General features: G+C 56.7%; 10 protein-coding genes. 5 read left to right on the plus strand and 5 right to left on the minus strand.

Annotation, left to right across the window (positions count from 1 at the left end):
• Positions 1-229 precede the first annotated feature (229 nt).
• Positions 230-448 carry a hypothetical protein gene (locus tag AAFO90_RS22165; protein ID WP_347510813.1) on the plus strand — a complete coding sequence of 73 codons (219 nt, stop codon included), beginning with the start codon at positions 230-232 and terminating at the stop codon, positions 446-448.
• A 37-nt stretch (positions 449-485) separates the two neighbouring features.
• Here AAFO90_RS22165 and AAFO90_RS22170 read toward each other — a convergent pair whose 3' ends face one another.
• The 4 genes from AAFO90_RS22170 to AAFO90_RS22185 form a co-directional block, all read right to left on the minus strand.
• Positions 486-1,793 carry a restriction endonuclease gene (locus tag AAFO90_RS22170; RefSeq protein WP_347510814.1) on the minus strand — a complete coding sequence of 436 codons (1,308 nt, stop codon included), beginning with the start codon at positions 1,791-1,793 and terminating at the stop codon, positions 486-488.
• Complete coding sequence (locus AAFO90_RS22175) at positions 1,793-5,059, minus strand: AAA family ATPase (protein WP_347510815.1); 3,267 nt, start codon at positions 5,057-5,059, stop codon at positions 1,793-1,795. The genes AAFO90_RS22170 and AAFO90_RS22175 overlap by 1 nt, the downstream gene beginning before the upstream one ends.
• Positions 5,020-8,304 carry a TM0106 family RecB-like putative nuclease gene (locus AAFO90_RS22180; RefSeq protein WP_347510816.1) on the minus strand — a complete coding sequence of 1,095 codons (3,285 nt, stop codon included), beginning with the start codon at positions 8,302-8,304 and terminating at the stop codon, positions 5,020-5,022. Before AAFO90_RS22180 ends, AAFO90_RS22175 begins: the two co-directional genes overlap by 40 nt.
• A 156-nt stretch (positions 8,305-8,460) precedes the next feature.
• Positions 8,461-8,739, minus strand: a complete 279-nt coding sequence (locus AAFO90_RS22185; RefSeq protein WP_244691455.1) for a hypothetical protein — start codon at positions 8,737-8,739, stop codon at positions 8,461-8,463.
• A gap of 143 nt (positions 8,740-8,882) precedes the next feature.
• Here AAFO90_RS22185 and AAFO90_RS22190 point away from each other — a divergent pair, with 143 nt between their 5' ends.
• The 4 genes from AAFO90_RS22190 (at position 8,883) to AAFO90_RS22205 (ending at position 12,448) form a co-directional block, all read left to right on the plus strand.
• Positions 8,883-9,857: a WYL domain-containing protein gene (locus AAFO90_RS22190; protein WP_347510817.1), complete on the plus strand. Its 975-nt coding sequence runs from the start codon at positions 8,883-8,885 to the stop codon at positions 9,855-9,857.
• 24 nt (positions 9,858-9,881) lie between these two features.
• Positions 9,882-10,547 (plus strand): hypothetical protein, encoded by a 666-nt coding sequence (locus AAFO90_RS22195; protein ID WP_347510818.1) that lies wholly within the window; start codon positions 9,882-9,884, stop codon positions 10,545-10,547.
• 168 nt (positions 10,548-10,715) lie between these two features.
• On the plus strand, positions 10,716-11,369 hold the full coding sequence (locus AAFO90_RS22200; RefSeq protein WP_347510819.1) for a hypothetical protein: 654 nt from the start codon (positions 10,716-10,718) through the stop codon (positions 11,367-11,369).
• A gap of 236 nt (positions 11,370-11,605) precedes the next feature.
• Entirely contained in the window at positions 11,606-12,448 is an 843-nt protein-coding gene (locus tag AAFO90_RS22205; RefSeq protein ID WP_347510820.1) for a hypothetical protein, read from the plus strand.
• A 57-nt stretch (positions 12,449-12,505) separates the two neighbouring features.
• Here the strand turns inward: AAFO90_RS22205 and AAFO90_RS22210 are convergent, their stop codons facing one another.
• The gene (locus AAFO90_RS22210; protein WP_136340210.1) at positions 12,506-13,324 is read right to left on the minus strand and encodes an MBL fold metallo-hydrolase; all 819 of its coding nucleotides are present in this window, start codon (positions 13,322-13,324) and stop codon (positions 12,506-12,508) included.
• Positions 13,325-13,657 lie beyond the last annotated feature (333 nt).

Below are 13,657 nucleotides of genomic sequence, written 5' to 3' on the forward strand. Positions count from 1 at the left end.
CAAAACGGGCTCGAATATCGGCAGAAAGCGGGTTGGGCATGATCTGATCCTCCTGAACAGGATGAATCAGAAAAATAGCCCGCTGTGAATCCCCTTTGATTCAATGAAAGCTGGAACCGCTTTAAAATGCGTCGCAGCCCGACAAACAGAGATGAGATTGCGTCACACCGTCGCCCAAAAGTGAACACAGCGCTTCTGCAAATGAAGAAAAATAAGGGCGGCGGACCTTATGATACGATCCTGCCCCCAGCCGGAATCGACCCCGTTCTTGCCTCAGTCGCAAGAAGACATGCGTGCCTACGCCGATCTGATCAGAAGCGATTTCGAGACCTACATTGCCGATGTGCAGGACTACTTCCGTTGTCTCGACGCCGAGCGCGCTCGCGCCTTTGTTGAGGCGAGGGAGGTCAGTGATGACTACGCCAGGTTCCTGAATGCTCTCGAGTAAGCGACTACGGGTTTGTGCCGCCAGTAGAAATCAACCGTTAGACCAACGCTCCGTCAGTCTCCAACGCAATGATGTTTTTCAAGCGGGCGATCATGTCGTCACCAACTGCGACATCCACGCTCGCCGTCTCGATGATCGTCTCCTGACCTGATATCCGAAACTGGGCCTGAAGACCTTCCGATCCTGAAAGATCTTGGTGATGCGGATAGAGCAGCGTCAGTCGCGGGGCTTTGTACAGGTGCGCATAGGCCATCATCTGATAGACGTCGCCTTGGGACACTCCTTGTTTTCGATCATCAATACGGGAGGAAATCCGCTTCCACTTCGTGTCGATCACATGGACAACCTGCCCCGCACGCCAGATCAGGATATCGGGTTTCGTCTGGAACACAGCGCGGTCATCATCGAGCGATGTCAGGCAGAATAGTCTCCCGCCTTGTAGAGAGACCCGATACTCCGTGCGTGCCAAAGCGCGTGTGATCAATCGGCCGACATATTCCTCAAAAAGTGCGTTCATCTCAAAGAGAAGTGCAGTCCCCCGCCCCACCCCGGCACTCGTCGTTTGGTACCGATTACGCAGAAAAAGTTGCGCCATCCCGAACAATTCCTGCCACGCCCGGTTTGTCCGGTCGATGATGACCTCATTCCATTTCAGCGCAGGAACAGCGACTTCGGATATATCGGCGTAGACGAAAGCCAGTTCGCGCAAACGCTGTTGATTGGCGGGACTGCGCGACATTCTGGAAAGATGTGCGACCGTTGCTTTCATGATGCGGTTCAGAGCGATGTCTTCTGACAGCTCATCAAATTTGCAAGCGAGCCGTGAGGGGTTCGCTGCGTGACGAGTAAATTGACGAGGCAGATTGAGCGTCCCGCGCAACGCTGCAAGGTCATCCTCTTGGACAATATATCGCCGCGGCATGCCGCGACGAACGGCATCGGTCAGCTTGCTGCAGAAAATGCGGATGAGAATTTCCAGAAGCGTTTCGCGCTGCCAGTCAAGCTCTGTGATCTGGCCTGTCTCGATTTTTAGGTCCAGTGCGACTGCGAGCATGTGAACAAGACGCTTGCGAATGGCAGCATTCTTTCTTGCTTCGCCTCCTTGCCCTTCGACATCGATCTTGGGAAGAATTTCAAGGCTGCAGCCATCGGTTGCCAGGACCCCGACAACGCCACGCGCCCGCAGTTCATGGCGCCGATCCTCAAGCACTCCGCCTCCACCCCTTCCTGCAAAGGTCGATGCTCTGGCGAGCGCCGCGAGACGCTCGGCAAAATGCTCGGGAATGCAGCCGTCCCCTTCGCCGTGGGGCAACGTTTCCCATTCGCGCAGGGTGAAGGCCGGCATCAGGCCGCAAACTCCGAGAAGTCGAATTTGTCTTTGACCGTCCACCGCAGTTTTTCGCTAGAAAAGTCGTCTTCAGTCATGCCTCCGGGTACCGCAATTTGTTTGGCATCGAGGAAGCGGGCGGGACCGTGAGTAGAGTCGCCAAGAACAGCTGCGACCTTGGACCAGTCCTCATAGAAATACTCAGCCAGAAGCGGGATCACCTTGTCTCGCATGACGCTCTCAATATCCGCCCGCGTCTGGCAGCCTGTGAAGTACGCGTGCCCGATTTGATGCTCCCGGTCGAACAGATACTCGATTCGCTCGTTGATCGTAGACAGTAGCTTTTGCAGATCGACCCCATCAACGTTGTCCGACAAAACTGAAGGGTCGGGCATCAGTTCCTTGAAAGAAAACCGGCGGCGTAGTGCTGTGTCCAACAGCGCGATGGAGCGATCGGCCGTGTTCATCGTACCGATGACATGGAGGTTCTGAGGCACGCCAAAGGACTTCTTGGAATAGGGAAGCGTGAGGCGGATCTCGTTGTCCGTCCCGAGCCGCTTGTCGGGCTCGAGAAGCGTGATCAACTCGCCGAAGACCTTCGAGATGTTTGCCCGGTTGATCTCGTCGATTATGAGGACATGCGGTCTTGCCTCCCGATGGATCGGTTCGCCGCCGCTATTCATGTAGCTTTCGATGGCAACAGTATCGAGGCGGGCCAGATCGAGGGCATAGATCGACTTCATGGTGAAATTGCTATCGTAGATCTCGGAGGCAGGAACCCCATCTCTGTCGACCCAGAGCCATCGCACGGACCGCCTGTGGCAGTATTTCCGGTTGTCCCGCTGCCGGTATTGGTACTCCCCCGTGATTTCGCCGATGGCCCGGAACAGTCGGTTGCCCTTGGTGACAACGATGATGTCTCCCACGTCCAACTGATTGCGGAAAACGTCCACTTGGCTCACTTGGCCCGACTGGAGAGTAACCTCGCCTTCGCGCTCGCCATGGGTACGACAAGCCTCCAGTATCTCCTCGACATCGGAAAACCTGTCGTCGGAGAAGTCGATGTCCTCCCAGCCGAGGAGCGTGTGCCCCTCGGAGATGGCTTCCTCGAACAGGTAGTCCTCCGCGGCCACGTTGGCGCGCGCGATCGACATCTTGAAGACCTGCCGCCCGTCGAGGGAAACGACGTTCTCTCGCGGTACTGTCGGCACGCCCTTCTCCGCACGCTCCGAGATGCGCCTGAATATGCCGGGTGCGGGCTCCAGCCGGAACCCGGTACCCGCCGAGCTGTCCTCGGACTGATCCGTAGTCGGTCGCAGTCCCTCGATGAACTCCTCGTAGGACATAGACTGGTGGAAAGTCACGAATTCGATGCGCCCCTCGCTCACGAGGCTGCGGTACGTGCTCATGAGCTCTGCTCGGCCATCTTGTCCATTTAGTGCAGCAGTAGCCTCGTCACCCAAGCACAGCCGGACGGCCTCCCATGCCGTCTGATACGTCTTGCCCGTGCCCGGCGGGCCATAGAGGATCAAGTTTACGGCGGATGGCGAGGGCGCTTTTTTTGTGTCGGTCACGGTGTCCGCCTCCGGTTGGGAATTTAGCGTATAGGTGAAAACGGTCGAACTGCTTGGATTTGGTTCGGTGCTCGTGGGCGGTGGTACTTGCGCAAGTTTCTGGAATTTTTCACCGCCAAGTGCCTGGCAGATGTTCGGGAACGCGTCTTTCAACCCGATTGCCGCAGAAAGGTCTCCTGCGCGGATGGAGACCTCCCTGGCCGACTTTTCCCGGGCAGGTTCGATGAAATAGTTCAGGGCGCAGAGCCTGATCCGGTCGGCACCTTCCATCAGGTGTTCGTACCGCTCAGGGCGCTCGGTGGGCTGATCGTTTTGGTCGACTATAATGTAACCGGCGTTGTGAAGACGCGCAGCAGCATCCGCCTTCTGTCCCCAGCCACCGTTTAGTTCTGTCTTGCCGAGAATGAAGCCAATTAGCGGTTTGGTCGGATAAACGCGGTTTCCGCGCTCACGCGATGACCGGACCCAATAGTCGCGTGGCTCACCGAAGGCACCAAAGATATCGCTATGAGCTCCGTTCGCACGGTAGCTGTCGTATGCGTCCATCGCGGCTTCAATCTGGGCTCGATCGAGTGCGTGGCCTTTTGCGCCTTCCTCCATCGCATAGTTATGGACGACCCAAAGCGCACTTTGAACGTCGATCATATCTCGAGGTGCGAGGCCGCGCTCTTCGAATGCGTGACGTACTGCCTTCATAAAGCGCATCTCATCCGCGTAGGTCTCGGCAAGCGTTGAATGCTTCGGGAATGGTGTTCCTACTGCTTCGCGCCATAGTTCCTGCCGAACCGTATGCCGGATGTAGACTGCCTGATCTGGCCATAGATGAAAGAAAATGAACTCACCGATCTGCCTCGCCGCGTCTTCCGTGCCTTTCGGCACGGCCTCTTTCCAAATGCCTGCGAAGATGTCGAGCGCCGCCGCATGTTCTTCCGGTGATCTAAGTGCAGCACGTACAAGCGACGCAACGGCGGGATCGAGAAGCCCGTGATCAGCGTTGCTCTTTGGGCTTAGAGGTTCGCTCGTGCGCCAATCCAAAAGGTTGTTAGAGACAGTCGCGGCGGTGAAAACGGCTTCTGTAATCGAGCTGTCATCGCCTGCGCTTTCCAGGGCCGGGCGCAGCTTGTTGATCGTTGCCAGTTTGTAGTTTCGTTCTGCTTCATCAAAATCTGGATCCGGGCGATCGAAGCGATCGAGGCTTGGAAAGAAGTGTTGCAGACGCTCTATCCAGCGCTTCACGGCAGTCGGGTCGAGCTGAAAGTCTCCCGCAAAGCCAAGAGCGGTCAGAGCTGCGCGCGCCCTATCGGGATCGAGGTCACCAAGCTTCCAAGCGTCTATGTCTTGAAAACCTTTCGACTTGAGCCCGCTGTGGCGACCTTCACTGTCGCTTCCGGACGGCGGCTTCCTGCTGGGTTCCAGGCCGGCATCGCGCAGCGCAGGCACATGACTCTCGTGAAACCAGAGGTTTGGGCGATCGTTCGTATACTCGAGACAGAGCGGCCGACCCTGCGGATCGATCAGTGGGCCAAGATAGAGGCTTGCATCGTAATCCGGGTTTGGCCGCAGTTTCGAGTTCCGAATGACTTCAAACACTGCACGGCGATTAGCCGAGGGCTTTCGCTTTGTTTCAAGTTCGGAGATGCGGTTTGTGAAACTGCTCCAGTCCATTTTCCCTATCTCGTTGATTCTGGTTGATAGCTTTTCAGCGCGCATAGCGTGTTGATCAGCTGCATTTGTTCCACGGTATCGCACTTGGCCTCGCGCAAGCGCGGTGAGCCGAAGACCAAGGCCAAGCCCTTGGCACGCGACACCGCCACATTGATACGGTTGAGCGAAAACAGAAACTCCATGCCTCGTGATGTCTCTTCGGCAGAAGATGCCGTCATTGAGACAAGGCATACAGGTGCTTCCTGCCCCTGAAACTTGTCGACCGTCCCGACCCGAATGCCATCGGGAAGTGCATCTTGGAAGGCATTCACCTGAGCGTTGTAGGGGGCCACAACGATGATGTCAGACCGGCGCATGGGTCGCTCAGTGCCGTCTTTTTCAGTCCAGGTGCCCGTCAGAAGGTCGTCAATCGTCTCCTGAATTGCGGCAACCTCTTCGGAAGCGATCTGCGCATTGCCTTCATGGTTCACGGGCACCCAAAAGGCACCCGCAGCTGGGAAACTGGTTCCCGATACGCCTTGGCGGACCGTATCTGCGTGACTGATCAAACGACCTTCGTAGACCTGATCGGAGATGAAACGGCAGACGTCGGGATGCATCCGGCGCGTGACGGGAAGGAAAATCCCTCTGTCAGGCGGAATTGTTGCGTGATCGCCCAGCATCCAGTCCAGGCAGGAAAGATTTGCGGGTTCAGGGTGTGCCCCTTGGATCACTTGCGGAAGCTGTCTCGGATCGCCAACCAGCACGATGTTTTTTGCAGACCGCCCCATGGCAGCCATGTTGGCCAAGCCAACCTGCCCCGCCTCATCAACGAACAGCCAGTCGTATGCCTGCACATTCTCTTCCCGCGCAAAAAAGAAAGCAGTTCCGCCCACGACATGACCGCCACTTGCGGCTTCGGCGTTATCTGTAGTGCGTTGAATTGGACAATCGTCTGGGTAGCCATCGTCGGACCCGGAAACCTTGTGAATCAGATCCAGCGTGATCGGCAGATCTTCGTCTTCAAGCGCACCTAGGCACCCCATCAATACGTTGCGGATGGCCTCGTGGCTGTTCGATGTGACACCAACGCGCGCGCCTTTTCGGACAAGAGACAGGATCGCGCGGGCAGTGACGAACGTTTTGCCCGTGCCCGGGGGGCCCTGAATAGGCAAAACCGTTTGATCCATCGCGCCGACGGCATCAATCGTGCCTATGACTGGGTCCTCAACCGGCGACAGCGCCCCAGTAGTCAGCCGCGGCGCCGCTCTGCATAGAAGATCATCCACGGCCCGGTAGGACTTGACCGTGCATTGATCGGCGATGACGTCCTGCAGAGCCGCTGCGATGACCTTGGTATCAAGCGGCCAATCGGGGTGGAGAGAGAGGCGATCCTCCAAAAGGTGGCCTTTTCCCGGTCCGACCTTGACCGTAATCTCGCGTCTTCTCCGGTCCATCTCCTCGATATTGACAGAGACCGGGGCGCCATCGAAAACAGGAACGGTGGCTTTCTTTCCTGGCCGCAGTTTTGTCTCTTGCACTGGAAAGCGGTAGCGGCGTGCAAACGAACGCTTTACCGGCTCGACAGCGGAAATCGCTTCCAGCCCAGCTAGGGCGTCCAAATCGTCGATGAGGTCATCTTCGTCTTTCGCGGCGCTGTCAAAAACGGCCCATTGGGCAGGTTTGACCTCGCGCCTGTGAAAAAGACCCAGATTGAACAGTAGATCCTGCCGCTCATCCGGCAAAGCAGAAGCGGCAATCCGCTCGCGGAGCGCCCTTGTCTCTGCGTCTTCCTCAGCTTCTTTTGGAGTCGCGTCTTGGCCAATCGATGGCCACGGTCCTGCCGGGCGGATGCCAACCAGCCAGTCTCGCAACTCTTCGGTCGAGATGCAGTCAATACGGTTGTAGTCCTCGATTTCATCAAGGATGTGTTGATCGCCGATCTCGCGCCATCTTTCGTATGCTACGACCGAACCACCCGCTGTTTTGACCTCTCCGTCGCGCTTTCGGTCGTAAAAAGCTTCCATCGATTTGATCGAATAGTTTGGCTCCGAACCAATCAGTCCTCCACGCACGACGGCGAACAGATCGACAAAACGGCGCTCGCGTAGAAGTCGATCGAGAAAGGTTTCGCCGATTCCATATTTGGTCGTCAGCCGCTTGAGAGCCGTAATTTCATAAGGGGCATAGTGATAGATGCGCGCTTTAGGATGCTCTTCCAGTCTTGCGCGGAAGAATGCCAGTAAATCGCTCAAAGCTTGGGCCTCGGCCCTGTGATCATGCGCCCAGAACGCTAGAAATCGCCCGTCAAACCAGAGCCCGTGCAGGTATTCCAGTCCGCCTTCGAAGTGTGGATCTCCTTCGATGTCATAGAAGACGTCGCCAGGCTTTGGTTCTGGCAGCAGGTCAAAGCCTTTGCCAGGTTCAGGCGCCCTCAATTCGAACGTTGGTCCGCCAGTCTTCCGGTCATGCTGCAGACGCGCCTGCGTGACCAGTCGCAAGCGAGTGTTCTCGGAAATGCCGCGTACTGGTTGGGCGAGCGCCGCCAGCTCCGCCATGGTCTTGATACCAGCTGCTTCAAGCTTCTTGACCTGGCCCTTCGTGACATTCGCCACATTAAAGAGGCTGTCCTCCTTCGCCCATACATAGGCACAGTGATCTGCCCAACGACACAGTCCGCAGTCGGCGCAAGGCACGGGCCGAGTGGTGGCCGGTTCCGCCACGAAATCCTCAAGCCGCGCACGGGCTGCTCGAGCGTAATGTGCGTAATCTGCCAGCCGCAGCGTTGCACGCTCACCTGTCCCGAGTTCAACATGCGCAAACTCGGGAGGCACACCCTGAATTTCGGTCAGAAGGTCAGAGTAAAGCACGAGCTGCAGAACATGCTTGGGATGCGGTCGGCGTTTCAGTTTGGTGTCGGCCACTTCGTAACTGAATGGTCCAAGCGCTGAAGGCGTATCCACCCGCAAAAGAAAATCCGACCATCCACCCCAGTTCCCAGATAGAAATGCACCTTGGAAGACGACCTCGGCACCGCTTTGCAGTGCCGCGCGCGTCGTCTCGGAATCCTGGGCGATGTTTCCCCGTTCAATCTCCACGACTCTGTTGCCCGCGGCCTTCAGACGTTCGAGATGCGCCAGCTCGTGCGCATCTCCTTGCTTCTGCAGAAGTGCGGCGTCTTCTGTGTCTTCTCCCGGGGCGGGCCCTTCGCCTCTAAGGCGCAATAAGTCGAGCGCTGTCGCATGGGTACATCCCATGAACCGCATCAGGTCAGTCGCCGAAAAAAGGATCTTGTTGTCAATTTTCCGCATGGGTTCCAGCAATCATCAATGAGCGCAACCCTCGGGGCGGAAACGTCTCGTTAGCTTGCAGCTTCTTCAATAACATCGGTGGGTGTCAATATCTGTCGTGCTTGGCAAACATTTGATTCTTGACGCTTTACAGCCGACGACGCGCTGCGGACACTGCTATGCGGCGAAGCCGTTCTGGCCGCGAACAATCCGAAGACTTTTCGGCGCAATAAGGGAAGCGCGCTTGCCCTTTGCTCCCATCCAGAGTGAAAACCCTTTGGCGATTAAGTTTGCCGCATCATCCAGCGTATTGGCATAAACTGCGAATTCGGCATGGTGCTTGTTCTTTCCATGCGCCGGGTCCGCCAACTGATACCCTTTGCTGGTGATTGCCGGCTCTTCAATCACTCCGGCACGAGAGCTAATCCGTTCAATTTTGATCACACGTCCACGCATCGTTTTTTCCTCTCTGTGTTCTGCTGCGCCTGACGAGCCTCTCAACTCGCACCGTGGTCAACCTTGCCGGAATCGGCTCGACAGGACGCAATGACACAAATAGCCTACAAGGGTGTCAAAAACTGACAGGTCCAGAACAACCCATGTCCTTTTCCAAGGCCCAAGATCTCATTCGTCTTGCTCAGATGGCCGCCGCGCGCCGCGGCGGGGTCAGTCTCGAAGACATCTGTGACGAGTTTTCGGTTTCTCATCGCACTGCTCAGCGCATGACTGATGCGTTGGAGGCCACCTTCGGAAATGTCGTGACTGAAGACGGTGAGGACCGGAAGCGACGCTGGTGCTTACGCGACACTGGACTCTCACGGCTACAACTTCGGCATGAAACTGGCGCCGAAGCACTGGAGATCGCTGCTCGTTCAGCCGAAGCAGAAGGCAGGCTACGGCACGCAAAGGCCTTGGCGGACCTTCGAGATGGTATGTTGGCAAGAGTGCCGGCTCGAGCTCGCATCGAAGCGGATGCTGAGGCTGTCCTCATGGCCATGGGCCAAGTCACACGACCCGGCCCCCGTGTCAGTGTCGCTCCCGACATTCTTGACGCAATTATCGAGGCGCTGCGCGGACCTTTTCGGTTACGCGTGCGCTACAGTCAGGACACGAAGAAACGCATCTTGGAGCCGCATGGGGTATTGCTGGGGCACAGGACATATCTTGCCGCGCGTGACCCAGCAAAGGCAGATGAGGTCCGCAACTTCCGCATTGATCTTATACACGAAGCAGAAACCTTGAATGAAAGCTTCAAGCTCCAGAACGGATTCACCATTGCAGATTATGCAGCCCATGCCTTTGGGGTCTGGCAAGATCCGGCGCAATTCGGGGAAGTGGTCTGGCGCTTCAGGCCAGACGCAGCCGCTCGTGCAGCCGGCTTTCAGTTTCATCCAAGGCAGACATTGGAACACCAGCCAGATGGCAGTCTTATCGTCCGTTTCCATGCAGCGGGCTGGCTCGAGATGGTTTGGCACCTGTATCAATGGGGCGACAAGGTTGAAGTCATCGCCCCGGCGGAGTTGCGAGCCATGGTCGAGGGCTATCGCCGCTCCGATTTTGCCGCGATGCCGTGACCTGATTTTTCGAGGAGAATTTTTATGAACGACAGCTTGACGTTCCAAGCACTGAAGGAAAAACAGAGGGCCATTCGCTCGGGATTTCCCGAAACCATGGGCCTTCGTGTCCACCGTGCAATCAGTTGGATCGGTCGTGCCGAGGCCTGTGAAGAAGACGATGACGCGCGGTTCATATTTCTTTGGATCGCATTCAATGCAGCCTACGCCGACGAACGAGAATTCCAGTCTATCCCGCTAGGTGAACGCGCCACGTTCCTTGAATTCTTTGGTCGGCTGACACAGCTGGATGCTGATCGGCAGATCTACAAGGCCGTTTGGCAGCGCTTCTCTGGTCCAGTTCGTCTTCTCCTAGAGAACCACTACGTCTTCAGCCCGTTCTGGCAACACCACAACGGAATCGAAGGCTTCGATGATTGGCAGGAGCGTTTCAATGCTTCGGCCCGAGCCTTCGGACAGGCGTTCCAGGCTGGAGACACAGCGAGAGTTTTGAGTTTTGTCTTTGACCGTCTGTATGTTCTGCGCAACCAGCTCGTGCACGGCGGTTCGACTTGGAACGGCGGCGTGAATCGCGCGCAAGTGCGCGATGGAGCGGCAATCCTTGCATTCCTGATGCCAGTTTTTGTTGACCTGATGATGGATAACCCGAGCGGAGACTGGGGGCGTCCTTTCTACCCCGTAGTCTCGTAGCTGCGCGCAGTTCCTGCTGAGCTAACAGCAGAACCCCGCACGTGCTTAGACCTTCTTCCGGGAAAGGTACCGCTAGCGGGGACCTTTCGCTCCGTCTCGCAATCAAATCCCCTTGCTATCATTAATGTTGTTTCGTATCGCTGCACCATTATAGATGGAGTCGGCATCATGAAGCACGTGATCCACAGCGTGGCAACAGCCACGGCACTAAGCATATCCGGACTAATGGCCTCGTCAGGTCCGGCTCAGGCCTATCAGGTCGACTGTGCGATCCTCCTCTGCCTTGCGGGCGGCTGGCCTGCCTCCGCGCCCTGCGCGCATGCCAGAGCGGTCTTCATTCGGCGGATCACGCCATGGCCGATCGAGCCGCCCTTACAAATCTGGCGGTGTCCGATGGGTGTGTCGCTCAACGATCCCAGTCCGATGTCGCCTATGGAACGCCTTTATGACATCACGTTCCGCGATCCGCCCGAACCGCAGGAATCGACTCCGATACCCCTTGTTCGCGTCCAAGCAGATGAGCAAGCCGACATCGACATCTCAGGCGACGCCTTTGATTTCGTGCGCAGCATACGGGTCTATCACATCCAGTATCGCCAGCACGAAAACCGAGATGGCGACTGCAATCGCAGTGATTCCACGCGATTGGGGTCCTACGGCGTGCAAGGCGATTACCGATGGACAAGATCCAACGTGGGCCAAGTGCCGACCGCATCCGACCTGAGAATCCCGAATGGATGTGGCAGCTACTTCTACCGCTCCGTCTTCGTCGACTGGCGTGATCACACCGGGAACTACGGGTCTGAAGAAGTTCGCTACTGACAAAATCTGCGCGCGGTTTTGCCGCGCGCGTCATCTCAACCCCGCACGGGAGGCTGTGCAAAACCCCTGAAAAGGAGACGACGCCAGACCGTGAAGCCTGACGCCGTGCTAGAAAACTCCGTGAACAAGAGTTTCCTAGCGCACCGCTAAAACACCTGCAACCAGCAAAGTTGTTTTGCTGGCAAGAATGTTGTTGTCTCACGACATGGCGTCGGATCTCCAAGGAGACCTCGACCATGGAACCTACGACCGGCTTGATCCTGCGACGGATTACGCAGACAAATCTCTCTGTTGCAGCGCACAAGCTTGCCACCCTCATCCTCGATGCCATCGCCTGGAAGGATGGCTACAACGGTTTGTCGCGCGGAACGGCAGCCTTCACCCTCTCGGCCCTGGCGGAGAAGATGGGTGTCTCACGGCAGTATCTTGCGGTTCTTCTGAGCGAACTTGAGGCTTCGGAGTTGCAGCTCGAGCGGGCGAAGCCGAATGGCAAGTTCGCGCCCTGGATCTTTCGGTTTTCCGCTTTCGACGAGGAGAGTGAAACCCATGATCTCGTGTCAGGTGAAGGCGACACATCACTATCTAGAGATAATAAAAACAAAACTATCTTCTCAGGGCTGATCGATATCACCACGAGTTCGAACGTTTTTCAGACAAGTTGGGCGGAGCTCATCAAAGCAGCGAAGGCCACGTTGCCCTGCTGGAACATCGACACCCAGGTCATCTGGGATCGCTTCCTCGCCTTCAACCGGTCCCGAGGCAACGGAAAGGTGCCGGCCGGCTTCCTGCTTGGCTTTATGCGACGATGGCGGAATTCGCCAGGGACTCCGCCTCGTCCCGAGGTGAAACCATCGCAGAAACGGGTAGCAGACCCCAAAGAGCGCGAATTGCTGAGACAGATGCAAGCCGCCCCGACTGCGAACCGCCAGTTCCACGCGTCCGACCTGTGTCGTTTGATCGGTCACGCTGCCTACGAAGCGCGAGTACTGGATGTAATCCGCAAGTTTGGGTGTCAGAGGTTCTCAGCAACCTTAGCGGTGCACGGACGAGCGGTGTTGGCAGGCGAGATTTCGAGGTAGGCTCGCTTTGGGGCCGGGAAAACCCTGCGTGTGAACGTAAAGATCCGATAGTTAAGTTTATGTTAATTTCCAGGCCTCGCCATCTTGTACCACCCGCGACTCAGACAACAGCTTCTCCAGATGCGCCGCAACGTTTCGTTCTGCGGCCATTGCGATATGTGGGTCGGTTTTCTGGTAGACGGAAGCGGCGATATTCTGGACCGAATCCGGGGTGTTTGAGAGGTGGGCGAGGATCTCCGCCTCGCGACGCATGCGGTTGGAAAGCAACCGTTTGACGTAAGGTTGCGGATCCCGGAGTATAGGTCCGTGCCCCGGAAAGTAGATCCTATCGTCGCGCTCAATCAGCCGCTGTAGCTGCGCGCAGTAGTCGTGCATGTTTCCGTCAGGGGGGCTGACGATCGAACTGTTCCAACTCATAACGTGGTCGCCCGTGAAGAGCACTCCGTCAGGTCTCGCGAAACAAAGGTGGTCGCTCGCGTGACCAGGTGTGTGCAGGACGGTAAGACCGGCAATGACCTGTCCGTCCTCCAGAAACCGGTCAGGTCGAAATGCATCGTCAGGGAATGCCCGTGAGGCATAAACAGGTGCGTCTGTCCGTGCTCGCAGGGCTGGGACGACTCCAAAATGATCAGAATGGTGGTGTGTGAGCAGAATCCCGGATGGTTTGGCCCCCAAATTTTTGATGATTGCCTCGAAATGTGTACTGTCTTCTGCTGGGCCGGGGTCGATTATGAACCGACCATCAGGCGTATCAATGATGTAGCTATTTGTCCCGTGGTAGGTCATCTTTCCGGGATTGTTCGCGACGATCCTCAGAATTCCAGGGGCCAATTCGACTCCCTTCGCGCGGCAAGGCTCCGGCTCTGAGAAAAACATGCTGCTTCTTTTCATTGTGTGCGACCAGGTATTGATTGCGAACAATTTGGTTCGCACAGTTTTGCGCATTGCTCTCGCATGGCGCCGGAAACCTCAGGCTGGCGTCCGGTGCCTGTCAAATCCGGCATCGGACCATTTCAACTTATATTGGACCAAGACCGTATGAGACTGAAACAGTCTGATACAGTCTTGGGCTGGCAGTCACACGGTCGTGTCTCGGAGTTGGTGGAAATTTGAAGGCGGCGTAATCTCCGGGTGAACATCCACCCACCCAACCGGCGGCAGCAACCGCCAGGGAGATCACGCCATGACCAAGAATACCTATACTTCCAG

The sequence above is a fragment of the Phaeobacter sp. CAU 1743 genome, assembly GCF_039839315.1.
Classification (GTDB): Bacteria; Pseudomonadota; Alphaproteobacteria; order Rhodobacterales; family Rhodobacteraceae; genus Phycobacter; species Phycobacter gallaeciensis_A.

Bases quoted from the DNA above. Each gene is read 5' to 3' on its own strand.
- AAFO90_RS22175 (WP_347510815.1), bottom strand. From the start codon at position 5,059: ATGCGCGCTGAAAAGCTATCAACCAGAATCAACGAGATAGGGAAAATG.
- AAFO90_RS22200 (WP_347510819.1), top strand. From the start codon at position 10,716: ATGAAGCACGTGATCCACAGCGTGGCAACAGCCACGGCACTAAGCATA.
- AAFO90_RS22170 (WP_347510814.1), bottom strand. From the start codon at position 1,793: ATGCCGGCCTTCACCCTGCGCGAATGGGAAACGTTGCCCCACGGCGAA.
- AAFO90_RS22165 (WP_347510813.1), top strand. From the start codon at position 230: ATGATACGATCCTGCCCCCAGCCGGAATCGACCCCGTTCTTGCCTCAG.
- AAFO90_RS22180 (WP_347510816.1), bottom strand. From the start codon at position 8,304: ATGCGGAAAATTGACAACAAGATCCTTTTTTCGGCGACTGACCTGATG.
- AAFO90_RS22210 (WP_136340210.1), bottom strand. From the start codon at position 13,324: ATGTTTTTCTCAGAGCCGGAGCCTTGCCGCGCGAAGGGAGTCGAATTG.
- AAFO90_RS22195 (WP_347510818.1), top strand. From the start codon at position 9,882: ATGAACGACAGCTTGACGTTCCAAGCACTGAAGGAAAAACAGAGGGCC.
- AAFO90_RS22185 (WP_244691455.1), bottom strand. From the start codon at position 8,739: ATGCGTGGACGTGTGATCAAAATTGAACGGATTAGCTCTCGTGCCGGA.
- AAFO90_RS22190 (WP_347510817.1), top strand. From the start codon at position 8,883: ATGTCCTTTTCCAAGGCCCAAGATCTCATTCGTCTTGCTCAGATGGCC.
- AAFO90_RS22205 (WP_347510820.1), top strand. From the start codon at position 11,606: ATGGAACCTACGACCGGCTTGATCCTGCGACGGATTACGCAGACAAAT.